Here is a 23,114-nt window from a genome sequence, read left to right on the forward strand (position 1 = left end):
GCTTACAGGCGCAGCTGCACGTAGTCCCAGCCCAGGTCGTCGTGCGCGGCGCCGGTGCCTTCGGCCGCCATGCGCATCGCATCGCTCGCATGCCGGTCGGCCAGCGTCACGAGCTTGCCCGATTCCAGCGCCATGCTGGCCATGCTCGCGTCGTCGCCCGACCCCGCCCGTTGCGGGTCGGGCGCGCCGGACTGCCCCACCGCGGCCTGCGGCATGGTGGCGGCGGCAGCGGGCTTGAGCGCGGGCCGCACGCACAGAAACACCGTGGCCGCGGTCAAAGCGCCGAGCAGCGCGGCAGTCGCCAGGGCGACCCGATGGGTCCTCACCTGATTCCGTTTGAAGAAGAGATTGCGCGACATGGAAAGCTCCCCGGAGTCATCTCGACGGGATGCCGGATCGCTCCCGTCGACGCTCGAAACAAAGTCGCGCAAGCGTCTCATCTGGCGGGGGACACGCGCCAGCGGACTTACCAAATTTAACGAAGCTTACGGATGCGCGGCAGTCTCGTGGCTTTGGGACGCACACGAGGCGATCCGGCAATGCCGGCCGCTGTAGGAATCACGGAGGGGCGGAAGGGTGGAAGAGCGAAAGGGTGGAAGAGCGAAGGGGTGGAAGGGCGAAGGGGTGGAAGGGCGGAAGGCGGACGTGAGGGCGAGCGACCGCGTGGGAGGGAGATCAGCACATCAACCGCCGCCATACCAGCCCGCTCCCGCCGGGGCGGGAGCGGGCTGCGCACCGATGCGTCACAGCACGTAGCGCGACAGATCCTCGTTGCCGGCCAGATCGCCGAGGCGTTCGTCGACATAGGCCGCGTCGATCGTCACGGTTTCGCCTGCCGACCGGGTCGCGTGGAACGACAGGTCCTCCAGCAGGCGCTCCATCACCGTGTACAGGCGGCGCGCGCCGATGTTCTCGACCTTCTCGTTGACCGAAAACGCGATCTCCGCGAGGCGGCGAATGCCGTCGGGCGCGAACTTGAGCTCGACTTCCTCGGTCGCGAGCAGCGCCTGGTACTGCTTGGTCAGGCTCGCATCGGTCTGCGTGAGGATGGCCTCGAAGTCCTGCACCGACAGCGATTCCAGTTCCACGCGGATCGGGAAGCGCCCCTGCAGCTCGGGAATCAGGTCGCTCGGCTTGGACAGGTGGAACGCCCCCGACGCGATGAACAGGATATGGTCGGTCCGGATCATGCCGTACTTGGTATTCACCGTGGTGCCCTCCACCAGCGGCAGCAGGTCGCGCTGCACCCCCTGGCGCGACACCTCGCCGCCACCGAGCTCGCTGCGGCTGGCAATCTTGTCGATCTCGTCGAGAAACACGATGCCGTTCTGCTCGACGTTGGCAATGGCCTTGTGCTTGAGCTCCTCTTCGTTGACGAGCTTCGCGGCCTCTTCGTCGATCAGCAGCTTGAACGCTTCCTTGACCTTCATCTTGCGCCGCAGCTTCTTGCCCTGGCCGAGGCCGGCGAACATCGAGCGGATCTGCTCGGTCATGTCCTCCATGCCCGGCGGCCCCATGATGTCCATGCTGGGCGCGCCGGCGGCCACTTCGAGCTCGATGTCCTTGTCGTCGAGCTGGCCCTCGCGCAGCTTCTTGCGGAAGACCTGGCGCGTGTTCGAATCCTTGTCCTCGCTCTGGGCAAAGCCGATATCGCGCGGCGGCGGCAGCAGCACGTCGAGCAGCCGGTCCTCGGCGGCATCCTCGGCTTTGGTGCGTACCTTCTTCATTTCCGATTCGCGCGTCTGCTTGACCGCCATCTCGGCGAGGTCGCGCACGATGGTGTCCACGTCGCGGCCGACGTAGCCCACTTCGGTGAACTTGGTCGCCTCGATCTTGATGAAGGGCGCATCCGCCAGCTTGGCCAGGCGGCGCGCGATCTCGGTCTTGCCGACGCCGGTCGGACCGATCATGAGAATGTTCTTCGGCGTGATTTCCTGGCGCAGCGGCTCCTGTACCTGCTGGCGGCGCCAGCGGTTGCGCAGCGCCACGGCCACGGCCTTCTTGGCCTTGTTCTGGCCGATGATGTGCTTGTCGAGTTCGGAAACGATTTCCGAGGGGGTCATGGTATGAGACATGAGAATCCGTTCTGTGCGACCTCGATGGAGACGCGCTTATTCGAGCGTCTCGATGACGAAATTGGTGTTCGTGTAGATGCAGAGCTCGCCAGCGATGCCCAGCGATTTCTCGACCACGTCCCGGGGCGAGAGTTCGGTGTTCTCGATCAGCGCCTTGGCGGCGGACTGCGCATAGGCGCCGCCCGAGCCGATGGCCGCGATGCCGCCTTCCGGGTCGAGCACGTCGCCGTTGCCGGTAATCACCAGCGTGGTGTCCCGGTCGGCCGTGATCAGCATGGCCTCGAGCCGGCGCAGCGCGCGGTCCGAGCGCCAGTCCTTGGCGAGATCCACGGCGGCACGGGTGAGATTGCCCTGGTATTTCTCGAGCTTGGCCTCGAAGCGGTCGAGCAGCGAGAACGCATCGGCGGTGCTGCCGGCAAAGCCGACCAGGACCTTGCCGTTGTAGATGCGGCGCACCTTGCGCGCCGTACCTTTCATGACGATATTGCCGAGAGTGACCTGACCATCACCGCCCAGCGCGACCTGGTTGCCGCGACGGACGCTGACGATGGTAGTGCCGTGATACTGTTCCATGGTGCCTCTTTGGTGTCTGTCGGCTTGGTAGGTGGCGCCACCGGCGCGGCTTTCAAGGGGCGCGGAATTCCCAATATAGACCGGGGCACGCAAACAAAAAGGCCACGCCCTGCGGCGTGGCCTTTCTGCGTCGATCGTCCTGCCGCGGCCAGCGGCACTGCCGGCTGGCCGTGGCGGTGGGCAAGCCTCAGTCGGCGTACACCCCCGCCTTCTTGATGACCGGCGTCCACTTGTTGATTTCCGAGGCGAGGAACGTGCGCAGCGAATCGGGCGTGGCGCGCTGGGCCGGCACGGCTTCGGCACCCAGTTCCGCCATCTTGGCGCGGAAATTGGGGTCCGACACAGCCTTCTGCAGCGCCGCCGACAGCTTGTCGATGACCGGCTTCGGCGTGCCCTTCGGGGCGTACATCGCGTGCCAGATCTTCACTTCCACGCCCGGCATGCCCTGCTCGGCCGCCGTCGGGATGTCCTTGAACGCTTCCACGCGGCGCGACTGCATGGCCGCGTACGGTTTGAGCGAGCCCGCCTTCAGCTGGCCTGCGATATTGGTGGTCTGGTCGCACATCAGGTTGACCTGGCCGCCCAGCACGTCGGTCAGCGCCGGCGCGGTGCCCTTGTACGGCACCGTGGTGAGTTCGGTCTGGATCGCGGTCTGGAACAGCAGGCCACACAGGTGCGAGGCCGAACCGATGCCGGCGTTGGCCAGCGACATCTTGCTGGCGTTGGCCTTGATGTATGGCACCAGTTCCTTGAACGTGGCGGGCGGCAGGTTCTTGTTGCCGACCATCACCATCGGCACGTCGGCGATCTCGCCTACCATCTCGAAGTCCTTGAGCGGATCGAAGCCGAGGTTGCGATACAGCGCCGGCGCGGTGGACATGCCGATGTGGTGAATCAGGATGGTGTAGCCATCGCCCTTGGACTGGGCCACCTTCTTGGCGCCGATGGTACCGCCGGCGCCGCCCAGGTTCTCGATCACGATGGTCGCACCGAGGTGCTTCGACATGATCTGCGTGAGCTCACGCGCAACCTTGTCGGTGGGACCGCCCGCCGCGAACGGCACGACAGCCTGCACGGGCTTGCTGCCCGGATATTCGTCCGCGATGGCTCCCGTCGATGCCACCACGCCTGCAACAGCCAGTGCGGCCGCGAAATGCACTGCAACTCGTTTCATCATGCTCTCCTGTTTCCCTGCCCATGTGTACCGGGGTGCCGCCGCTTGCCGCGGACGCCCGCGTGTCTGCGGATCTTTCCGTTCGTGCCATCCATATCGGCTTGGCACGCTGACCATCGGCAAAATGTATGGGTGGAAGGCGGTCACCCGCCCCGCCTACAGGCGGAGTCGGAGGTGGATGTTAGCCGCCGCGAACAACGCGCAGGTAGGGGGGTTAACCCGCGAGAAACGCACATGAAAATCACCCTTCGGCCCGCCGCGGTTTGCGCAACTGAATTGCAACGGCAGGGGGCGTATGGTTAAATGCCCCGCATGACCCGTCCCCCCTCGCATCCCTCGGTCGCCCCGGCCGCCGGGGCTTCCGCGGCTACATCGAAGCCTGCCGCGTCGCCGTCTGCCGCATCGACGCCTGCCGCATCGACGTCCGATGCGACGGCGGTGCTGTCCGCGCAGGAAGCCGCCCAGGCCCGTCTGCGGCTGCTTGGCGCGCGCGTGACGCAACCGCGCGTGGCCATCCTCGCCTGCCTGATCGGCAGCGACGAGGCGATGACGCACCAGGCCGTGATCGACGGCCTGTCCGGCGAAGCCGACGGCGTGGACCGCGTCACGGTCTACCGCGTGCTCGACTGGCTCGTCGACCAGGGCATCGCGCAGAAGCGTGCCGGCAACGATCGCGTGTTCCGCTTCAGCCTGCGCGAGCACGAGGCCGCGCGCGCGGAAGTCCATCGCCAGCACAGCCACTTTCATTGCCTGCGCTGCGACCGCACCTTCTGCCTGGAGGCCGCCGGCACGCCGCCGCGCGTGGCCACGCCGAAGGTGCCGAGCGGTTTTGCGGTGGAACACGTGGAGCTCACCGTCAACGGCATATGCGCGGAATGCGGGGCGCCCGCCGGCAGCGCGGCGCGACGGCCCAAGGCCGGCGGCGGCCATCAGGCGCACTGACGGCAGGTCCACGGCATACCCACAATACATGGCACCAGGAACAGACAGCGCTGGCAGCCCCCTCTTTCCCCGGAGAACGATATGTCCAAACTGACCCCGGTCACGATCCTGACCGGCTTCCTCGGCAGCGGCAAGACCACGCTGCTCAAGCGCATTCTCAACGAGCAGCACGGCATGAAGATCGCCGTCATCGAGAACGAATTCGGCGAGGAGAACATCGACAACGAGATCCTCGTGCAGGACGGCCGCGAGCAGATCGTGCAGATGAGCAACGGCTGCATCTGCTGCACCATCCGCGGTGACCTGGTGCAGGCGCTCTCCGACCTGCTGACGCGCCGCGACGCGGGCGAGTTCGACTTCGACCGCGTGGTGATCGAGACCACCGGCGTGGCCAACCCCGGCCCGGTGGCGCAGACGTTCTTCATGGACGAGGAAATCGCCTCGCGTTATCTGCTGGATGCGGTGATCACGCTGGTCGATGCCAAGCATGCCAACCTGCAGCTCGACAAGCAGGAGGAAGCGCAGCGCCAGGTCGGCTTTGCCGATGCCATCTTCATCACCAAGGCCGACCTGGTCGAGGAAAACGCAGTGGCAGAGTTGCGCCACCGCCTGCTCCACATGAACCCGCGCGCGCCGATCCGCACCGCGCATTTCGGCGAGGCCCCGATCGATACGATCTTCGACCTGCGCGGCTTCAATCTCAACGAGAAGCTCGAGATCGATCCGGACTTCCTGCGCGCCGAGGATCACGACCACGATCACGATCACGATCACGACCACGGGCACGACCACGCGCATGGCGAGCACTGCGACCACGATCACGTGCACGACGAGCACTGCGGCCACGGCCACGCGCACGACCACCATCATCACCACCACCACACCGACCGCATCGCCTCGTTCGTCTTCCGCAGCGACAAGCCGTTCCATTACGGCAAGCTCGAGGAATTCCTGTCCGGCATCCTGTCGGTCTACGGCGAGAAGCTGCTGCGCTACAAGGGCGTGCTCTTTATGGACGGGGTGGACCGCAAGGTCGTGTTCCAGGGCGTGCACCAGCTGATGGGCAGCGACATCGGCGCCAAGTGGGGCGACGAGACGCCGGGCACCAAAATGGTCTTTATCGGCGTGGACCTGCCGCGCGACGCCATCCTCAAGGGCCTGGAGTCCTGTCTCGCCTGAGTGCGCGAGCCGCCCCCCGGTTACCGCGGGGGCGGCCCTCCCCTGATTTCGCCTGCCGCCCTCTTACCCCCCGCCTGCCCCTTCCTGCCCCGCCCCTGGCCGGGGCCACCGGGAAAAATTCCTGTGTGCGTGTCCGGCTTTCTCCCATATCTCCTTAAAATTTGTTCAAGTACAATAGGCCGGATTTGATACGGGCGACGCACCTTTTTCCCGTGCCGGTGCTGGGTTGTGACTGGCCATTGCCAGGCGCACCGGATTCGCGGCAGGTCGCCGAAGGTCGTTACCGGTGTGGTTATCGCCGTGGATATCGCCGTGGTTAGCTGGTCTGGTGGTTGACCGGTGGTAAATGCGGGTAACCACGGCAGTCACGCCGCAGTAAAGTTGCAGTGGTAGCAGGGCAGTGCGGCGGGTCGTCGTCGACACGAGGCGGGCCGCCGGCAGGCGCGGTCGCAGTGCTTCGTGCGGAGACCGCCCTCCGCTTGGGGTACGCTCCGGGGGTACGACCCCGACACGCGCCGTTCGCCGTTACTTGATCGACGCGAGAGAGAGGTGTCCCCATGACAGCCGCAACAAAAACCAAGGAAAGCCGCAGCAAGACGGGCAGTGCCGCGGCGGAGAAGCTGAAGGCGCAGACGGAGAAGGACGCGCCAGCTCCACGCGGCAGTACGGCGCAGGCCGAGGCGGGGGAGGCCAAGGGAGGCACGCGAAGCAGCAAGACTGCAGCCAGCCAGAGTGAAACGGCCACGCCGCGCAAGCGGACGGCCACCGCACCCGAGCGGACGGAGACGCCGCCGGTCGGATCAACAAGAGAATCAGCAGCAACCATGAGCAGCAACAAACTTCTGACTGAAGCTGAAATCCTGAAGATGAGCGACAAGGATTACATGAACGAGGCGCAGCTGGCCTTTTTCAAGAATCGCCTTGAGCAGCTTCGCGACGAAATTCTCAAGAACGCCGACCAGACCACCGAACATCTGCGCGAAACGGTCATTGTGCCGGACCCGGCGGATCGGGCGACGATCGAGGAAGAGCATGCGCTGGAACTGCGCACGCGCGATCGCGAACGCAAGCTGCTGAAGAAGGTCGAGCAGTCGCTGCAGCGCATCGAATCCGGCGACTACGGCTGGTGCGAGGAGACCGGCGAGCCGATCGGCGTGCCGCGCCTGCTGGCCCGCCCGACGGCAACGCTGTCGCTTGAGGCGCAGCAGCGCCGCGAACTGCGCCAGAAGCTGTTCGGGGACTGAGCCCCGCCCGCTTCAGCGCAAACGGCCCGGTTATCCCGGGCCGCTTTTGTTTATACCGGCGTTTATGCCGCGGCCGCTGGTTTGCGCGCGACACCGGTTACACGCCGGGGCGGTTGCATCATCGGCCCGCGCGGCAGCCGCGGCGCGTCTTGCGTCTTCCCGCATGCGCATTGTGTCGCCACCCTGCCACGTCCTACCATGGTGAAGCGCAACCCGTGACTGTCGCCGCAGCCCCCTTTCTGCTACAGTCGCAACTTTGTTGCAATCACCGTCCGCCCCCATGGCCGAACGCCTGCCCGTTACCGTGCTCTCCGGCTTTGCCGGTGCCGGCAAGACCACGCTGCTGAATCATGTGCTTGCCCACGCGGGTGGCCGGCGCGTGGCGGCGCTCGTCGACGGTCCGGACCTGCTGGACAGGCTCGCCGAACTGGCCCGCGGCGGCCAGCACGATGCCGCCATCGTGGAGACCGTGGCCACCGCCGAACCGATTGCGCTGGCCGAACTGTTCGCCTTCGAGGACGCGCACGCCGCGCTGCCGCTGCGGCTCGACACGCTGGTGACAGTGGTCGACGCGGCACGCCTGCCGCAGGACTGGCACGATGCCGATTTCCTGTCGGATCGCGCGCTGGCCGAGTCCGACGACGATGACCGCACCGTGGTCGATGTGCTCGTCGACCAGATCGAAGGCTGCGACGTAATCGTGCTCAATCATGCCGACCAGGTGGATGGCGAAACGCTGGTGCGCGTGCGCGCCATGCTGCAGGCGCTCAATCCCCGGGCCGATATCGTCGACGCCTACTTCGGCGCGGTCTCGGCCGAACGGATACTTGCCACCGGTCGCTTCGACGCCGACGCGACCTTTGCCGCCGCCGGCTGGCAGGCCGCCCTGCGCGGGGACCCGCTGCCGGCCGCCGCTACCGCCGCCGGCCTGGGCGCGCTGACGTACCGCCGGCGCCGGCCATTCCATCCCCAACGCTTTGCCGACCTGATCCACACCGAATGGCTGCGCGAGTATGGCGACGTGCTGCGCTCGAAGGGCGTGTTCTGGCTGGCGACGCGCATGGAGATCGCCGGCGACTGGGCCCAGGCGGGCGGCGTGTGCCGTCACGGTGGCGCGGGCGCGTGGTGGGCGGCGCTCGATCGCGCCGAATGGCCGCAGGACGACGCCGCGCGCGCGGCGATCGAGGCCGAGATGGAAGGCCCGTACGGCGACCGCCGCCAGGAGCTGGTGCTGCTCGGGCGCGCGCTCGATGTCGCCGCGCTGACGGCGCGGCTGGACGCGTGCCTGCTCACCGATGCCGAAATGGCGGCGGGTCCGGCCGCGTGGGCGGCCTGCGCCGATCCGTTCCCGGCCTGGGACGATGCCTTCGACGATGGTCACGATCATGACCATCATCACCACCACCACGACGACCACCACCACCATGACGGCGAGGGGCCGTGCGCGTGCGGGCATGACCACTAAGCGTAACGCGCTCGCGCGCCGGCGTGCCCGCGGCCTGAGCCCGTGGGGCGCGCTGTGGCTGATGGTGTGCCTGCTGCTGGCGCAGCATGCCGGCCTGACCCACCGCGTGGTGCATGGCGGGCTGCTCAATGTGCCGCTGGTGGCCACCGCCCCCGGCACCGATATCGCCACCGATGGCGACGCCAGTGGCGGCATCAGCGCCGTTGGCGCCAGCGGCGCACAGGATCACCATGGCGATCCGTTCGCCCTCAAGCTCGGTGCGCATTCCTGCGTGCTGTTCGATGGCGCCACGCTGGCCCATACCCACTTCGGCACGCCGGCCCTGCCGCTGCTGCGCTTTGGCAAACCCGTCAAGCCCGCCAGCCTGGCCTGGCGCTGGCCCGACCTTCCCTCCCGCCACCCCTTCCATTCGCGCGCCCCACCGGCGCCGCTCGCGTTCGCCTGACAACCCACGAGCCGCGGTCATGACCGCGCGCCCGTCCGTTCCGCGTGCCGGCACCCGCTGCCTGCGCGCTTGCCTTTCCCGAATCGCGAGCCATGTCTCACTTCAAATTCCTTCTGCCGGCGCGTCGCACGCCGGCCGCGGCCGTTGCCGCCCTGCTCGTCTCCACGCATGCCTTTGCCCAGGATGCGGCACCCGCCCCGACTCGCCCGGCGGCCCCGGCGGCCCAGCCCGCGGCGTCGGCCGGCGCGACGGGTACAGCCACAGGGGCGGCCTCCACCGCGCCCACCACCAACGCGCTCACCACCAACGCGGCCCCCGCCAACGCAGCGCCAACCGCCGCCGCGCAGCCGCCGGTGCTGAAAGCCGTGGTGGTCACCGCCAATCCGCTCGGCAGCGACCTCAACGATCTGGTCGCGCCGGTCTCCACGCTCGGGGGCGATGCGCTCACGGTGCGTGCCGACAGCACGCTCGGCGAAACGCTGAACAACCTGCCCGGCGTGTCGTCGAGCTACTTCGGCCCCAACGCCAGCCGGCCGATCATCCGTGGCCTCGATGCCGATCGCATCAAGGTGCTGCAGAACGGCGGCTCCACGCTCGATGCTTCCACGCTGTCGTATGACCACGCGGTGCCGATCGACCCGCTGGTGGCGGAGAGCATCGAGGTGGTACGCGGTCCGGCCGCGCTGATGTACGGCGGCAACGCGCTCGGCGGGGTGGTCAACGTGATCGACAACCGCATTCCCAAGGACCCGATCACCGGTGTGTCAGGCGCGGTCGACACCAGCGCCACCATCGGTGGCGACAAGGGCCGCAACGCGAGCGGCCTGATCGAGGCCGGCAACGGCAAGTTCGCGGTCCATGCCGACGCATTCGTGCGTCAGACCAGCGACCTCAAGATTCCGGGCTTTGCCCGCAGCGGCAACCTGCGTGCCACGCAGCCGTTGCCCGAGGGCGAGAACGAGAGCTTTGGCCATATCCCGAATACCAACGCGCACCAGGAAGGCGGCGCGATGGGCGGTTCTTATACCTGGGCCGATGGCTACGTCGGCGCCGACTACTCGACCTATCGCAACGACTATGGCACGCCCGCGGAAGCCGATTCGCGCATCAAGCTGCGCCAGGACCGCTTTGCGCTGGCCGGCGAGGCACGCAACCTGACCAGCGTGACCGGTGGCCTGTTCGAGTCGGTAAAAGGCAATTTCAGCTACACCGACTACGAGCACCGCGAAATCGAGGACGGCGAGACCGGCACCACCTTCAAGAACCACGGCTGGGACGCGCGTATCGAGGCCAGACACGCCAGGATCGGCAACATGTCGGGCGTGATCGGCACGCAGTTCGGCCATACCGACTTCTCCGCGCTCGGCGAGGAAGCGTTCGTGCCGAGCACGACCACCGAGAACGCGGCCGTCTTCGTGTTCGAGGAACTGCCGCTGACCGCCTCGGGCGATCTCAAGCTCAACCTGGGCGGCCGCCTCGACCACAGCAACGTGAAGGCGAGCGCGGACGGCAACGACCGCTTCAGCAATGCCGAGCGCAGCTTCAACGCGGGCAGCGCCTCGGCCGGCCTGCTCTACAAGCTCACGCCGGCATGGTCGTTCACCTCCAACCTGTCGTACACCGAGCGCGCACCAACGTTCTATGAGCTCTACGCCAACGGGCCGCACCTGGCCACGGGCACCTTCGAAGTCGGCGACCCCAACGCGAACAAGGAGCGCGCCACCTCGATCGACCTCGGCATGCGCTTCAACCAGGGGCCGCACAGCGCGAGCGTGACGGGCTACTACAGCCGCTTCCAGAACTACCTGGCGCTGATCAACTCGGGCCAGTTCCGCGACGAGGAAGGCAACGTGGTGCCGGCCGGCAATGGCGCGCTGCCCGAGTTCCAGTACCTGGGCGTGCCCGCCACGCTGTGGGGCTTCGAGGCCGAGGGCAAGACCCGCCTGTTGCAGAAGCTGCTGACCACCAGCGATACGCTCGACTTCGAGGCACGCGCCGACTACGTGCACGGCGAGAACCGCGATACCGGCGAAGCGCTGCCGCGGCTGTCGCCGCTGCGCCTGGGCGGCTCGCTGGTGTACGGTGCGGGCCCGTGGGGCGCGCGCGTCAATGTCGACTGGTATGCGCGCCAGAGCCGCGTGCCGACCGACGATACGCCGAGCGATGCCTACACCATGCTGGGCGTGGCGTTGACGTACAAGTTCAAGGTGTCGCGCACGCAGACGCTGGTGTATTTGCGCGGGGACAACCTGACCAACACGGAAGCGCGCAGCGCGACCTCGATCCTGCGCGATATCGCGCCGCTGCCCGGGCGCAGCGTGCGGATCGGGTTCCGCACCGCCTTCTGAGGCGGTCGCGCCGCGTAGCGACGAGGCGTAAGCGACGAGGCGTACCCGGCGACGCGTAAGCGGGTGCGTGCGTAGCCATGCGTGGGCCGGAACGCCAGCGTAGCGATAACAACGTTGCGGCCATGGTGCGGGCGATGGTGCTGGCGATGGCGCGCTTCCGCCTGCGGGAGCGCGCCACGCGCCCGGCGTGCCCGACGCGCGCGGTCTAGTTGACCCGGGTCGCCGCGAACGACTCCGGCACCAGCGAGTAGACCGCCGCCGCCACCGGTCGCCCTTGCAGGATCAGCCGGTTGCGCGCAATGCATTCGAATTGCGCGCCGATCTTCTCCGCCACCGCGCGGCTCGGCAGGTTGCGCTCGGCGGCCACCACCTCGAGCCGCGTCAGGCCAAGGCCATGGAAGCCATGGCACGCCATCATCGTGGCCGCACCCGCGGCAAAGCCGTGCCGCTGGCGCGACTGGCGGATCCAGTAGCCAAGATTGCCGAGATTGTCCTCGCGCCGGATCTGGTTGATCGCCACGCCGCCATAGAGCACGGCGCCGTCGGGCGAAAACACGCCGATATCGAACGCCACGCCGTCTTCCATGTTGGCCGCGCAGCGCGCCAGCCACTCGTGCGCGTCATACAGGTCGTAGTCGGCGTGGGCCCACGGCATCCAGACGCCGACCGTGGCCATCGACTCGCGCACCGCGGTGACCAGTTGCGACGCGTCGCCGGCCCGATACGGCCGCAGCATGAATGTCTTGCCTCGCAGCGGCGGCATCGGCATGGCTCAGTCCCGGTTCAGCACGTGCTCGCCATCGAGCGCGAGCGCGCCCACGCGGGCGAGGCCCCGCAGCGTGTCGTCATAGAGCTGATCGAGCGTCGACGCCGGCAGATAGCGGGCGCGGATGCGCGACATCAGCGGTGTCTGCGCCAGCCAGGCGCGCAGCGCCGCCTGCGTCATGCACTGCTGCTCCAGCAGCTTGAACTTGACCAGCACCTTGACCGCATGCGTCGCATTGCGCAGCGGATCCGCGCGCAGATAGTCGAGCCGCCCGCGGGCGCGCGCGATGGCGGCCGCGATATCGGTGAATACCGCGCCATGGCCCGGAATCACGATGCGCGCGTCGAGCGCCGCAATGCGGTCGAGCACGGCGGCCTGTTCGGCAAAGCCGCTTTCGCCGTCGAGCTCGGGAAAGATCACGCCGAAACCGTTCTCCCATAGCGCATCGCCGGAGATCAGCACGCCCGCTTCCGGCGCGAACAGCATGACCGCATGCGGATCGTGTCCGGGCGCCGCCACCACCTCCCAGTCGAGATTCCCCAGGCGCAGGCGGTCGCCATCGTGCAGCACGCCGTCGAAGGCAAAGCGCGCGCATTGCTGGCCGGTGGCGCGAAAGCTCAGCATCTCCTCGTCCCACGCCGCCACCGCGCCAGCCTCGGCCGCCGGAATCAGCGTGCGCGGCTGCCAGCGCATCTGCAGCGCGGCGTTGCCGCCGCAATGGTCGGAATGCAGATGGGTATTGACGACGGCGTCCAGCGGCCGCCCCGCGAGCGCCGCGTCCACCAGCGCCACGGTCTGCGGCGCGTGCGTGACGTAGCCGGTATCGATCAGCGTGGCGGCCTCGTCGTCGACCACCAGCACGTTGTTGGCGGACAGCCAGCCGCGCTCGAACACGCGTAACGACGGCGGCAACGGCGCGCTCACGGCGTGCCTCCATCGCACAGCGCCGGACCGCGCGCCGGCAGTTGCGCCCAGATGCGGCGCCGCTCGGCATCGTCGGCCTGCGACCAGGCCGCGATCTCCCCGATGGTACGCAGGCAACCTTCGCAGTAGCCGGTGGCGGCGTCCATGCGGCACACATTGATGCATGGCGAAGGCACCGGCACCGCGGTCTGCGCCGCGCGCGCGGCGCGGGCAAGTTCGGCGGGCGTACGCGTGCCGGGCAGCGCCATGTCAGCCCGCCATGCGCGCGGCCTTGGCCGCGACCTTGTCGTTGAAGCGCGCCGCGTCGATCAGATGGCGTTCGTGCACACCCTCGGAGATCTTGTCCTCGCCATCCCACGCGGTCAGCGCGAAACGCAGCTTGCGGCCTTCCACGGCAATCAGTTCACCCTTGACGGTAATCGCCATGCCGGCCGGCGTGGCGGCCAGGTGCGTAAAATTGACGAGCGTGCCGAGCGACTGCTGGCGCGGCCAGTCGAGATAGTCGCGCAGCATCTGCAGGCAGGCGCATTCCATGATGCCCACCATGTAGCCGGTGGCCAGCACGTCGGGCATCTCGGCGCAGCCCGGCACGTCGTCATAGAGGTTGGGCACGGTGGCCTTGGCCGGCACCACGTATTGCCACGAAAAGGTGAGGCCGGGGCGCAGCGCGTCCACGCCCCGGGGCGCAAGACCCGCGCTCATGCCGCCGCTCCCGCCTGCGCCACATCGGCGACTTCGGCGCCAGTCATCGCCTGCAACTGCTGCGGGGTCAGGTTGAACACGGCATGCGGATGGCCCGCCGCGGCCCACACGCTGTCGTAGCGGAACAGGTCCTGGTCGAGCAGCATCACCGGTGCAACCGCATGGCCGATCGGGCAGACGCCGCCGATCGCGTAGCCGGTCTTCTCGCGCACGAAGCGCGCATCGGCCTTGCCGAGCGCGCCCACGCGCGCCGCCACCTTGGTCTCGTCGACACGGTTGCTGCCGCTGGCGATCACCAGCACCGGCGCGTCGTCCGCCACGCGCCGGAAGATGATCGACTTGGCGATCTCGGCCACGCTGCAACCGAGCCCCGCCGCGGCCTCGGCCGAGGTCTTGCCGGTCGCCGGCAGCATCACCACCGGGCGGTCGTGGCCGATACCGGCGAGCAGGTCGGCTACACGTTGGGCGGACTCGGGCAGCGTGATGGTCGTCGCGAGCGAATCGTTCTGGCTCATGTCTGGCTTCTCCTTCTGTTCTGTCTTGACGCGCGGCGCTCAGGCGCACCCCGCCGAGGCCCACTTGGTCAGCAGCGCCTTGCCCACGCGCGAATTGTTGGGGCGACCGATCGCCTGCGAAATATAGTCGCCGGCGCGCACCACCGCATCGAGCTCGATACCGGTGTGCAGGCCAAGCCCGTGCAGCATGTACAGCACGTCCTCGGTGGCGACGTTGCCGGTCGCGCCTTTGGCATACGGGCAGCCGCCAAGCCCCGCGACCGAAGCATGGAAGATGCCCACGCCGACCTCGAGGCTGGCCAGGATATTGGACAGCGCCTGGCCATAGGTGTCGTGGAAATGGCCGGACAGGCGGTCGAGCGGAAACTCGGCGGCGGCCGCGCGCAACACGTCCTGGACCTTGCCCGGAGTGCCCACACCGATCGTGTCGGCGATATCGATCTCGTCGCAGCCAAGCTCGCGCAGGCGCCGCACCACGTCGACCACCGCGCTCACCGGCACCTCGCCCTGGTAAGGGCAGCCCAGCGAGCATGAGATGCTGCCGCGCACGCGCACGCCCGCCTCCTTGGCGGCGGCGGCCACGGGCGCGAAGCGCGCAATCGATTCCGCGATCGAGCAGTTGATGTTCTTCTGCGAGAACGCCTCGCTGGCGGCGCCGAAGATCACCACTTCATCGGCGCCGGATGCCACCGCGCCCTCGAAGCCACGCAGGTTCGGCGTCAGCACCGAATAGAGCGTGCCGGGCCGGCGCTGGATGCGCGCCATCACCTCGGCGCCGTCCGCCATTTGCGGCACCCACTTGGGCGAGACGAACGAGGCCGCCTCGATATTGACGAAACCCGCGTCCGACAACTGGTTGATCAGCGCCACCTTGACGTCGGTGGGCACCATCGCCTTTTCGTTCTGCAGGCCGTCGCGCGGGCCCACCTCGACGATCTTCACGTATTGCGGCAGGTTCATCTCTGTCTCCTCATGGCGGCTGGCGCGGCGTACCGCAGCGCGGCACCGCCGTCCCTTCCCGGTTGTGTCAGTATCCGCGCGCGATATCGACGATGCCCGCGATCGGCTGGCCCGCGCCCAGCGCGCGGATCTTGCCGGCGATCTGCGCAATGCTGTCCTCGCGCAGCGTCAGCGCCGAGATATGGGGCGTGATGGCAATACGCGGCTCGCCCCAGAACGGATGATCGGCGGGCAGCGGCTCGGCGCGGAATACGTCGAGCGTGGCCGCGCCGATCTGTCCTTCCCGCACCGCGGCAAGCAGGTCGTCCTCCACCACATGCTGGCCGCGCGCCACGTTGATCACGTGCGCGCCGCGCCGCAGGCGATAGAGCAGGTCGGTATCGATGATGTTCTCGGTCTCGGGCGTGAGCGGCAGCACATTGACCAGCACGCGCAGGTCGTCGAGGAAGGCCTCGCGGCCGGCTTCGCCATGGAAACCCTGCACGCCCTCGACCGCTCTCGCCGTGCGGCTCCAGCCGCGCACCGGAAAGCCGAAACTGGCGAGCGTGCGCGCGATATGCGCGCCCAGCGTGCCGATGCCCATCACGCCGATGGTGAAATCGGCACGGCGGTTCGGCTTGATGAATTTCCACGTGCCGGCCGCGGCCTGCGCGGCATAGGCATCGAGCTTGCGGAAGTCGCGCAGCACCGCGGCGCCGACATACTCGGCCATCTGCGCGGCCATGCCGGCATCGTCGAGGCGAACGATGGGCACATCGGCCGGCAATGCGTCGGGATCGCCATCACGCAGGCGCAGGATGCCATCGACGCCGGCGCCGAGATTGAACACGGCGCGCAGGTCGGTGCGGCCGCGCAGCATCTCGACCGGCGGGCGCCAGACCACGGCATAGTCGGCCTGCTCGCCCTGGGAGCTTTCCCACTTGAGGCATTCCGCCTCGGGCAGCGCTTCGGCAAAACCTTCGATCCAGGGCTCGTAGCGGCCGTCCGGCACGTACAACTGCAACTTCATCTCGACTCCGTGGGGGTGTTGGTATGGATATTGTGACCGTGTCAGGGCCCGACGGCATCGGGCCAGCAGGGCAATTCTGGCACGGATGGGGCGCGCGGTGCGGCGCCACTGGCGCACCGCACCCCATCCCGCTTGCCCTCCGCTTGCCCTCCCGCGCGCGGTCAGGCCGCCTCGGGCACCGCAAACGCCAGCAGTTGCGCGCCTTCCGCCACCTGCTCGCCCACGCCGTACAGGACTTCCGCGACCACGCCGTCGGCCGGCGCGCTGATGGTGTGCTCCATCTTCATGGCCTCCATCACCAGCAGCGGCGTGCCGCGCGTGACATGGCTGCCGGGCTCGACCATCACGGCGATCACCTTGCCCGGCATCGGCGCGGTCAGCTTGCCACCTTCGCCTTCGCTCTCGCCCGCATGCGCGAGCGGGTCGAGCCATTCCAGCACGTCATGGCGGCCCGCATGGAACACATGAAAGATATCGCCGTCCACATGCACCTGGCCGTGCTCGCGCCGTGTGCCGAGGTCGACATGGAAATCGTCGGCCTGGCAGGTGTAGGCGAACGGCGCCGCCTGGTCGGCAAAGATCAGCGTGCCGCGCCGGCGCATATCGGTGCGCAGCACCACGTCGAGCGTGGCACCGCCGCCCGTGGCAAAGCGCAGCGTGCGCTCGTCGCGGCCGTTGAGGCGCCACGGCCCGGCATGGGTCCACGGCGAATGCGGATCGCTGGCGTCGATGCGCCGCATGCGGGCCTCGCGGTCGAGCAGCGCGCCCACCGCAAGGGCGATCGCCTCCATCCCCACGGCCGCGCCGCCCGAACGCTGCGGCGGAAACAGAACGTCCTGGTTGCGCTCGATCAGCCCGGTATCGAGATCGGCGGTGCGGAACGCTTCCGACTTCACCAGCCGCTGCAGGAACGCCACGTTGGTCGACAGCCCCACCACGTGGTAGCCGGCCAGCGCCTGCGCCATGCGCGCGAGCGCTTCGTCGCGGTCGCGGCCCCACACGATCAGCTTGGCGATCATCGGGTCGTAGAACGGACTGATGGCATCGCCCTCGCGCACGCCGGCGTCGATACGCACGCCGGCCGGACCATGCGGATTGCCGTCGCTGCCGCCCCCGCGCATGAACTGCACGGCCGGCGGTGTGCGCAGGTAGCGCAGCGTGCCCGTCGACGGCAGGAAGCCATTGTCCGGGTTCTCGGCGTAGATGCGCGCTTCCAGCGCGTGGCCGTCGATGCGCAACGCGTCCTGCAGCAACGGCAGCGGCTCGCCGGCGGCCACGCGCAATTGCCACTCGACCAGGTCCTGCCCCGTGATCATCTCGGTGACCGGGTGCTCGACCTGCAGGCGCGTGTTCATCTCCATGAAGTAGAACGAGCCGTCCTGGTTGGCAATGAACTCGACCGTGCCGGCACCGACGTAGCCCACCGCGCGCGCGGCGGCAACGGCGGCCTCGCCCATCGCGCGGCGACGGTCCTCGGTCATGCCCGGCGCCGGCGCTTCCTCCAGTACCTTCTGATGACGGCGCTGCACCGAGCAGTCGCGCTCGAACAGGTAGACGCAGTTGCCGTGCGTGTCGGCAAACACCTGGATCTCGATATGGCGCGGCCGCGTCAGGTATTTCTCGACCAGCACCTTGTCGTCGCCGAAGCTCGCCGAAGCCTCGCGCTTGACCGAGGCCAGCGCGGCTTCAAAGGCATCGCCGGATTCGACCACGCGCATGCCCTTGCCGCCGCCGCCCGCGCTCGCCTTGAGCAGTACCGGATAGCCGATGCGGTCGGCCTCGCGCCGCAGCAGCGCGGCATCCTGGTCGTCGCCGTGATAGCCGGGCACGAGCGGCACCGCGGCCTGCTCCATCAGTTGCTTGGCCGCGCTCTTGCTGCCCATGGCGCGAATCGCCGCCGCCGGCGGACCGATGAACACCAGTCCCGCCGCGGCGCAGGCTTCGGCGAAGCCCTCGTTCTCGGAGAGAAAACCGTAGCCCGGGTGGATGGCCTGGGCGCCGGTGTCCTTCGCCATCTCGATGAGATGGTCGGCGCGCAGATAACTGTCGCGCGCGGCCGGGCCACCGATATGCACGGCCTCGTCGCAGAACGCGACGTGCCGCGCATCGGCGTCGGCGTCCGAATAGACCGCTACCGTGCGAATGCCGAGCCGGCGGCAGGTGGCCGCTACCCGGCATGCGATCTCGCCACGGTTGGCGATCAGGATTTTCTGGAACATGGCGCTTCTCCTCCTTCTTATGGTCGGGGGCGGCAGCCTGCTCCGCACCGGTGGGTGTTACCCCGCGTAGCCTTCCGCGCGAATGTCGAGGCGCGCGAGCAGCGCGCGGTCGCGTTCGGCCTGCGGGTTGCCGGTGGTCAGCAGCTTCTCGCCGTAGAAAATCGAATTGGCGCCGGCCATGAAGCACAGCGCCTGCAACGCATCGTCCATGGCCTCGCGGCCGGCGGACAGGCGCACCATCGCGCGCGGCATGGTGATGCGCGCCACCGCGATCGTGCGGACGAACTCGAACGGATCCAGCGCGGCGGTGCCCGCCAGCGGCGTGCCTTCCACCTGCACCAGGTTGTTGATGGGCACCGACTCGGGATGCGGGTCGAGGTTGGCCAGCTGCGCAATCAGGCCAGCGCGTGCCTCGCGCGACTCGCCCATGCCGACGATGCCGCCGCAGCAGACATTGATGCCGGCCTCACGCACGTGGCCGATCGTATCGAGACGATCCTGGTACGTGCGCGTGGTGATGATCTTGCCGTAGAACTCGGGCGAGGTGTCGAGGTTGTGGTTGTAATAGTCGAGCCCCGCGTCCTTCAGCTGCTGCGCCTGCTCGGCCTTGAGCATGCCGAGCGTGACGCAGGTCTCGAGACCCATCGCCTTGACCTCGCGCACCATTTCCATCACCGGCTCGAGGTGCCGGTCCTTGGGGCTGCGCCAGGCCGCACCCATGCAGAAACGCGTGGCGCCGTTGGCCTTGGCGTTGCGCGCCGCCTCCAGGACTTCGTCGAGCGCCATCAGCTTCTCGGCCTGCACGCCGGCATCGTGATGCGCGCTCTGCGGGCAGTAGCCGCAATCCTCCTCGCAGCCGCCGGTCTTGATCGACAGCAGCGTGGACAGCTGGACCGTGTTGGCGTCAAAGTGCTCGCGGTGCACCTGTTGCGCGCGGAACAGCAGGTCGTTGAACGGCAGCGCAAAGAGCGCGGCCACTTCGTCGACGCGCCATGCGTCGCCCGGCTTGGGCGCGGCGGCGGCGATATTGCGGGCCGACTGGCGCAGGGCGTCGGCGGAAACGGTGGCCACGGTGGCGGCGTTGAGGTTGGCTTGGGTCATGATCGGGATCGTCTTGTATGGGATTCAGTGAACGCGGCTCGCGGCCGGGTCCTGGGTACGGGCGATGTGCGACAGCAGCGGCGCGAGGTCCAGATGGACCGCGGCGGCGGCCGGCGCTACCTGCCATGGCAACTGGCCGAGGCAGGGCGCGCCGAGGGCGTCGTGCAGCGTGGCGATATTCTCGTGCGGCAGCAGCATATCGGGGTCGACATGGTTGGCGATCCAGCCGGCCAGCCTGAGGCCGCGCGCGCGGATGGCCTCGGCGGTCAGCATCGCATGGCTCAGGCAGCCGAGGCGCATGCCGACCACCATCACCACGGGCAGGTTGAGCATGACGGCAAGGTCGGCGGTCGTCCAGCGCGCCGCGCCCACGTCAAGCGGCACCACGAAGCCGCCCACACCTTCCACCACCACCGCTTCGGCGCGGCGGCGCAGCGCCTCGAAGGCGTCGCGGATCGGCGTGCGTGTAATGCGCACCCCTTCCATCGCGGCGGCCAGATGCGGCGACACCGGCGTGCGCAGCAGGAACGGGCACATCTCCTCGGGCGGCGCGATGATCGAGCCCGCCGCGCGCAGCTGCTCCACGTCGTCGTTCTGCCAGCGCTCGTCGAGCCATTCGCCACCGCTGGCCACGGGCTTCATGCCGGCCGTGCTGTAGCCCGCCACATGCAGCGCATGCAGCAGCGTGGCACTCGCATGCGTCTTGCCGACGCCGGTATCGGTGCCCGTGACAAAGCAGGCCACGCGAGCCGGACGCGCGACCGGTGGGGTGGGCGCCGTCATGCTGCCTCCTGATGCGCCATGGCGCGCGCGATGGCATCGAGCAGGCGCCGCACGTCGGCCGCGCCATGCGAGGCCGACAGCGTGATGCGCAGGCGCGCGGTGCCGGCCGCCACGGTGGGCGGGCGGATCGCGCCGACGCGAATGCCGTCGGCTTCGAGCGCCGCGGACAACGCCAGCGCGGCGGCGTTGTCGCCCACGATCAGCGGCTGGATCGGCGTATCGCTGTCGCCGAGCGACCATCCCGCGCGGGCGGCCAGCCGGCCGAGACCGTCGCGCAATTGCGCGATCAGCTGTGCCAGCCGCGCGCGCCGTGCGTGGCCTTCGTCGCCTTCGATCAGCGTCAGGCTGGTCAGCAGCGCATGCGCCACCGCCGGCGGCGCGGCCGTGGTGTAGATATACGGACGCGCGGTATTGATCAGATGTTCGACGATCAGTTCGTGCGCGGCCACGAAGGCGCCGGCCACGCCCGCCGCCTTGCCCAGCGTGCCCAGGTAGATCAGGCGTTCCGAGACCAGGCCAAGATGTTCGAGTACGCCGCGGCCGTGTTCGCCCAGCACGCCAAAGCCATGCGCATCGTCGAGGATCAGCCATGCATCATGGGCCTCGGCCAGCGCGAGCAGTTCTGCCAGCGGCGCGATATCGCCATCCATGCTGAACACGCTGTCGGTGACGATCAGCTTGACTTCGCTCTGGCAGGCGGCCAGTTGCGTCGCCAGCGCAGCCACGTCGCCATGCGGGTAGCGCACCACGTCGGCCCGCGCGAGGCGTGCGCCGTCAATCAGCGAGGCATGGTTGAGCGACTCGCAGAACAGCGTGGCACCGGCCGCGCCCAGCGCGGTCAGTACCGCGAGGTTGGCCATGTAGCCGGTGCAGAAGTACAGCGCGCGCGCGTGCGGGATCGACGGCGCCAGCCACTGCGCCAGGCGCTCTTCGAGCTGCGCATGGGCCAGCGAATGTCCGCTGACCAGATGCGAGGCGCCGCTGCCGGCACCGTAGCGATGCGCGCCCTCGGCGAGCGCGGCGGCAATGGCCGGATGATCGGCCAGGCCGAGATAGTCGTTGCTGCAGAAGGTCAGCAGCGAGGTGGGCGCCGTGTGCAGGCCGCCCACCGACTGGTGCGGCGCGCATGCGCTATGGGCGATGCGGCGGCGGCGCGTAAGCGCCAGCGCCTCGCGTTCGGCAGCGGCCCGGCGCAGGTGATCAAGCAACATGGTGGACCTCCTGCGCGGCGGCGGTGGCAATGGCCGACCCGGCGGCATGGGTCGACGACGGTGCGCGCGGCGCGGTCACCTCGTCGAGCGTGGCGAGCAGTTGCTCGCCGAGCCAGCGCGCCTGCGCGGCATCGAACACATACGGCGGCATCACGTACAGCGTAAGGCCGATCGGCCGGACCAGCACGCCGCGCGCGCGCGCCGCCAGATGGAAGCGCGCGGAAAACTCGGCGCCGGCCGCCTCGGCATCGATATCGGCGGCCCAGATCATGCCGCGCTGCCGCACGTGGCGCACGCGCACATCGGCCGCCAGCGGTGCCATGGCTTCGGCCAGCCATTGCGCGCGCTCCCGATTGGCGGCGAGCACGTCGTCGCGCGCGAACAGGTCGAGCGTGGCCAGCGCCGCGCGGCAGGCCAGCGGATTGCCCGTGTACGAGTGCGAATGCAGAAAGCTGCGGGCGAGCTCGTCGGCGACGAAGGCGCGCTGGATCGCGGGACGCGACAGCACCAGCGAGAGCGGCAGGTAGCCGCCCGTGATGCCCTTGGACAGGCACAGGAAATCGGGCCACGCATGCGCGGGCAACGGCTCGCCGTCCGCCTGCGCGGCACCGCGCGACTGCTCCCACGCAAAGAACGTACCGGTGCGGCCACAGCCGACCGCGATCTCGTCGGCAATCAGGTGCACGCGGTAGCGGTCGCACAGCGCGCGCACGCCGGCCAGGTACGACGGGTCGTACATCGCCATGCCGGCCGCGCATTGCACGAGCGGCTCCACGATCAGCGCGGCGATCTGGCCGGCGCGTTCGCGCAGCAGCGCCTCCAGTTCGGCGAGCGCGCGCGCGGCCACGTCGGCAGCCGATTCGCCGCGGCGGGCCTGCCGCGCATCGGGCGACATCACCACATGCGCGCGGCGCGTCAGTGCGTCGTACGCATCGCGGAAGACTTCCAGATCGGTCACCGCCAGCGCGCCGACCGTCTCGCCGTGATAGCCGTCGCGCAGGCACACGAATTCGCGCTTGGCCGAGAGTCCGGTATTGCGCCAGTAGTGGAAGCTCATCTTGAGCGCGATCTCCACCGCCGAGGCGCCGTCGGACGCATAGAACGCATGGCCGAGCGCGCCGCCGGTCAGCGCCGACAGCCGCTCCGCCAGCGCCACCGCCGGCTCGTGCGTATAGCCGGCCAGCATCACGTGCTCGAGCGTCTGCAGCTGCGCGACCAGCGCCGCGTTGATGTCCGGGTTGGCATGGCCGAACAGGTTGACCCACCATGAACTGATGGCGTCAAAATAGCGCTGGCCGTCGGTATCGACGAGCCACGCGCCCTCGCCGCGCGCGATGGCCAGCGGCGGCACATTGCCGTCGGGCCGCAGGCGGGTGCAGGGATGCCACACCGCGCGCGCGCTGCGCGCCGCGAGCGTGTCGTCGCCAGCCGGGGGAGACAGGTGTTCCAAGGGGGACCTCCTACATGGATCGCCCACGC

Annotated in this window: 23 protein-coding genes; 7 read left to right on the forward strand and 16 right to left on the reverse strand. The window is 68.5% G+C overall.

Annotated features, from left to right (window positions below; genetic code table 11):
- Nucleotides 1-2: 2 nt before the first annotated feature.
- From DFLDMN_RS11675 to DFLDMN_RS11690, 4 genes are all read right to left on the reverse strand, one after another.
- Nucleotides 3-359 (reverse strand): hypothetical protein, encoded by a 357-nt coding sequence (locus DFLDMN_RS11675; RefSeq protein WP_423195124.1) that lies wholly within the window; start codon nt 357-359, stop codon nt 3-5.
- Nucleotides 360-743: 384 nt separating this feature from the next.
- Nucleotides 744-2,075 carry an ATP-dependent protease ATPase subunit HslU gene (gene hslU / locus DFLDMN_RS11680; protein WP_423195125.1) on the reverse strand — a complete coding sequence of 444 codons (1,332 nt, stop codon included), beginning with the start codon at nt 2,073-2,075 and terminating at the stop codon, nt 744-746.
- Nucleotides 2,076-2,111: 36 nt separating this feature from the next.
- Entirely contained in the window at nt 2,112-2,648 is a 537-nt protein-coding gene (gene hslV, locus DFLDMN_RS11685) for an ATP-dependent protease subunit HslV (RefSeq protein WP_423195126.1), read from the reverse strand.
- A gap of 187 nt (nt 2,649-2,835) precedes the next feature.
- The gene (locus DFLDMN_RS11690; RefSeq protein WP_423198389.1) at nt 2,836-3,822 is read right to left on the reverse strand and encodes a tripartite tricarboxylate transporter substrate-binding protein; all 987 of its coding nucleotides are present in this window, start codon (nt 3,820-3,822) and stop codon (nt 2,836-2,838) included.
- 312 nt (nt 3,823-4,134) lie between these two features.
- Here DFLDMN_RS11690 and DFLDMN_RS11695 point away from each other — a divergent pair, with 312 nt between their 5' ends.
- The 7 genes from DFLDMN_RS11695 to DFLDMN_RS11725 all read left to right on the forward strand — a co-directional run bounded on the left by DFLDMN_RS11695 (nt 4,135) and on the right by DFLDMN_RS11725 (nt 11,654).
- Nucleotides 4,135-4,764, forward strand: a complete 630-nt coding sequence (locus DFLDMN_RS11695) for a Fur family transcriptional regulator (RefSeq protein WP_423195127.1) — start codon at nt 4,135-4,137, stop codon at nt 4,762-4,764.
- Nucleotides 4,765-4,845: 81 nt separating this feature from the next.
- Nucleotides 4,846-5,943: a CobW family GTP-binding protein gene (locus DFLDMN_RS11700; protein WP_423195128.1), complete on the forward strand. Its 1,098-nt coding sequence runs from the start codon at nt 4,846-4,848 to the stop codon at nt 5,941-5,943.
- A gap of 824 nt (nt 5,944-6,767) precedes the next feature.
- On the forward strand, nt 6,768-7,187 hold the full coding sequence (dksA, locus tag DFLDMN_RS11705; protein WP_008642844.1) for an RNA polymerase-binding protein DksA: 420 nt from the start codon (nt 6,768-6,770) through the stop codon (nt 7,185-7,187).
- 280 nt (nt 7,188-7,467) lie between these two features.
- Nucleotides 7,468-8,652 (forward strand): GTP-binding protein, encoded by a 1,185-nt coding sequence (locus tag DFLDMN_RS11710; protein ID WP_423195129.1) that lies wholly within the window; start codon nt 7,468-7,470, stop codon nt 8,650-8,652.
- Nucleotides 8,642-9,097: a hypothetical protein gene (locus DFLDMN_RS11715; RefSeq protein WP_423195130.1), complete on the forward strand. Its 456-nt coding sequence runs from the start codon at nt 8,642-8,644 to the stop codon at nt 9,095-9,097. The genes DFLDMN_RS11710 and DFLDMN_RS11715 overlap by 11 nt, the downstream gene beginning before the upstream one ends.
- A gap of 92 nt (nt 9,098-9,189) precedes the next feature.
- Nucleotides 9,190-11,445: a TonB-dependent receptor gene (locus DFLDMN_RS11720; RefSeq protein ID WP_423195131.1), complete on the forward strand. Its 2,256-nt coding sequence runs from the start codon at nt 9,190-9,192 to the stop codon at nt 11,443-11,445.
- Between the two features lie 77 nt (nt 11,446-11,522).
- Nucleotides 11,523-11,654 (forward strand): hypothetical protein, encoded by a 132-nt coding sequence (locus tag DFLDMN_RS11725; protein ID WP_423195132.1) that lies wholly within the window; start codon nt 11,523-11,525, stop codon nt 11,652-11,654.
- Here the strand turns inward: DFLDMN_RS11725 and DFLDMN_RS11730 are convergent.
- The 12 genes from DFLDMN_RS11730 to bioA form a co-directional block, all read right to left on the reverse strand.
- Nucleotides 11,651-12,208: a GNAT family N-acetyltransferase gene (locus DFLDMN_RS11730; RefSeq protein ID WP_423195133.1), complete on the reverse strand. Its 558-nt coding sequence runs from the start codon at nt 12,206-12,208 to the stop codon at nt 11,651-11,653. The genes DFLDMN_RS11725 and DFLDMN_RS11730 overlap by 4 nt on opposite strands.
- A gap of 9 nt (nt 12,209-12,217) precedes the next feature.
- Entirely contained in the window at nt 12,218-13,135 is a 918-nt protein-coding gene (locus tag DFLDMN_RS11735) for an MBL fold metallo-hydrolase (protein WP_423195134.1), read from the reverse strand.
- On the reverse strand, nt 13,132-13,383 hold the full coding sequence (locus DFLDMN_RS11740) for a DUF1289 domain-containing protein (protein ID WP_423195135.1): 252 nt from the start codon (nt 13,381-13,383) through the stop codon (nt 13,132-13,134). The genes DFLDMN_RS11735 and DFLDMN_RS11740 overlap by 4 nt, the downstream gene beginning before the upstream one ends.
- A 1-nt stretch (nt 13,384) precedes the next feature.
- Complete coding sequence (locus tag DFLDMN_RS11745) at nt 13,385-13,837, reverse strand: thioesterase family protein (protein WP_423195136.1); 453 nt, start codon at nt 13,835-13,837, stop codon at nt 13,385-13,387.
- On the reverse strand, nt 13,834-14,352 hold the full coding sequence (locus tag DFLDMN_RS11750; RefSeq protein WP_423195137.1) for a YbaK/EbsC family protein: 519 nt from the start codon (nt 14,350-14,352) through the stop codon (nt 13,834-13,836). Before DFLDMN_RS11750 ends, DFLDMN_RS11745 begins: the two co-directional genes overlap by 4 nt.
- 39 nt (nt 14,353-14,391) lie before the next feature.
- Nucleotides 14,392-15,312 (reverse strand): hydroxymethylglutaryl-CoA lyase, encoded by a 921-nt coding sequence (locus DFLDMN_RS11755; RefSeq protein WP_423195138.1) that lies wholly within the window; start codon nt 15,310-15,312, stop codon nt 14,392-14,394.
- A gap of 67 nt (nt 15,313-15,379) precedes the next feature.
- A complete protein-coding gene (locus DFLDMN_RS11760) occupies nt 15,380-16,321 on the reverse strand; it encodes a 2-hydroxyacid dehydrogenase (protein WP_423195139.1) in 942 nt (313 codons plus the stop codon).
- Nucleotides 16,322-16,482: 161 nt separating this feature from the next.
- The gene (locus DFLDMN_RS11765; protein WP_423195140.1) at nt 16,483-18,540 is read right to left on the reverse strand and encodes an acetyl-CoA carboxylase biotin carboxylase subunit; all 2,058 of its coding nucleotides are present in this window, start codon (nt 18,538-18,540) and stop codon (nt 16,483-16,485) included.
- Nucleotides 18,541-18,597: 57 nt separating this feature from the next.
- Nucleotides 18,598-19,641, reverse strand: a complete 1,044-nt coding sequence (gene bioB, locus DFLDMN_RS11770; RefSeq protein ID WP_423195141.1) for a biotin synthase BioB — start codon at nt 19,639-19,641, stop codon at nt 18,598-18,600.
- A gap of 24 nt (nt 19,642-19,665) precedes the next feature.
- Nucleotides 19,666-20,424 carry a dethiobiotin synthase gene (bioD, locus tag DFLDMN_RS11775; RefSeq protein WP_423195142.1) on the reverse strand — a complete coding sequence of 253 codons (759 nt, stop codon included), beginning with the start codon at nt 20,422-20,424 and terminating at the stop codon, nt 19,666-19,668.
- Complete coding sequence (gene bioF / locus DFLDMN_RS11780; protein WP_423195143.1) at nt 20,421-21,635, reverse strand: 8-amino-7-oxononanoate synthase; 1,215 nt, start codon at nt 21,633-21,635, stop codon at nt 20,421-20,423. Before bioF ends, bioD begins: the two co-directional genes overlap by 4 nt.
- Nucleotides 21,625-23,085, reverse strand: a complete 1,461-nt coding sequence (gene bioA / locus DFLDMN_RS11785; RefSeq protein ID WP_423195144.1) for an adenosylmethionine--8-amino-7-oxononanoate transaminase — start codon at nt 23,083-23,085, stop codon at nt 21,625-21,627. Before bioA ends, bioF begins: the two co-directional genes overlap by 11 nt.
- Nucleotides 23,086-23,114: the final 29 nt, after the last annotated feature.

The organism is Cupriavidus sp. H19C3 (assembly GCF_049393815.1).
In the GTDB taxonomy this organism is placed as follows: Bacteria; Pseudomonadota; Gammaproteobacteria; order Burkholderiales; family Burkholderiaceae; genus Cupriavidus.

Coding starts and splice junctions, on each gene's coding strand:
- hslV (WP_423195126.1), bottom strand. CDS start 2,648: ATGGAACAGTATCACGGCACTACCATCGTCAGCGTCCGTCGCGGCAAC.
- DFLDMN_RS11700 (WP_423195128.1), top strand. CDS start 4,846: ATGTCCAAACTGACCCCGGTCACGATCCTGACCGGCTTCCTCGGCAGC.
- DFLDMN_RS11695 (WP_423195127.1), top strand. CDS start 4,135: ATGACCCGTCCCCCCTCGCATCCCTCGGTCGCCCCGGCCGCCGGGGCT.
- bioB (WP_423195141.1), bottom strand. CDS start 19,641: ATGACCCAAGCCAACCTCAACGCCGCCACCGTGGCCACCGTTTCCGCC.
- bioD (WP_423195142.1), bottom strand. CDS start 20,424: ATGACGGCGCCCACCCCACCGGTCGCGCGTCCGGCTCGCGTGGCCTGC.
- DFLDMN_RS11720 (WP_423195131.1), top strand. CDS start 9,190: ATGTCTCACTTCAAATTCCTTCTGCCGGCGCGTCGCACGCCGGCCGCG.
- DFLDMN_RS11710 (WP_423195129.1), top strand. CDS start 7,468: ATGGCCGAACGCCTGCCCGTTACCGTGCTCTCCGGCTTTGCCGGTGCC.
- DFLDMN_RS11740 (WP_423195135.1), bottom strand. CDS start 13,383: ATGGCGCTGCCCGGCACGCGTACGCCCGCCGAACTTGCCCGCGCCGCG.
- DFLDMN_RS11675 (WP_423195124.1), bottom strand. CDS start 359: ATGTCGCGCAATCTCTTCTTCAAACGGAATCAGGTGAGGACCCATCGG.
- dksA (WP_008642844.1), top strand. CDS start 6,768: ATGAGCAGCAACAAACTTCTGACTGAAGCTGAAATCCTGAAGATGAGC.
- DFLDMN_RS11690 (WP_423198389.1), bottom strand. CDS start 3,822: ATGAAACGAGTTGCAGTGCATTTCGCGGCCGCACTGGCTGTTGCAGGC.
- DFLDMN_RS11765 (WP_423195140.1), bottom strand. CDS start 18,540: ATGTTCCAGAAAATCCTGATCGCCAACCGTGGCGAGATCGCATGCCGG.
- DFLDMN_RS11745 (WP_423195136.1), bottom strand. CDS start 13,837: ATGAGCGCGGGTCTTGCGCCCCGGGGCGTGGACGCGCTGCGCCCCGGC.
- DFLDMN_RS11750 (WP_423195137.1), bottom strand. CDS start 14,352: ATGAGCCAGAACGATTCGCTCGCGACGACCATCACGCTGCCCGAGTCC.
- DFLDMN_RS11730 (WP_423195133.1), bottom strand. CDS start 12,208: ATGCCGCCGCTGCGAGGCAAGACATTCATGCTGCGGCCGTATCGGGCC.
- DFLDMN_RS11715 (WP_423195130.1), top strand. CDS start 8,642: ATGACCACTAAGCGTAACGCGCTCGCGCGCCGGCGTGCCCGCGGCCTG.
- bioF (WP_423195143.1), bottom strand. CDS start 21,635: ATGTTGCTTGATCACCTGCGCCGGGCCGCTGCCGAACGCGAGGCGCTG.
- DFLDMN_RS11755 (WP_423195138.1), bottom strand. CDS start 15,312: ATGAACCTGCCGCAATACGTGAAGATCGTCGAGGTGGGCCCGCGCGAC.
- DFLDMN_RS11760 (WP_423195139.1), bottom strand. CDS start 16,321: ATGAAGTTGCAGTTGTACGTGCCGGACGGCCGCTACGAGCCCTGGATC.
- DFLDMN_RS11725 (WP_423195132.1), top strand. CDS start 11,523: ATGCGTGGGCCGGAACGCCAGCGTAGCGATAACAACGTTGCGGCCATG.
- hslU (WP_423195125.1), bottom strand. CDS start 2,075: ATGTCTCATACCATGACCCCCTCGGAAATCGTTTCCGAACTCGACAAG.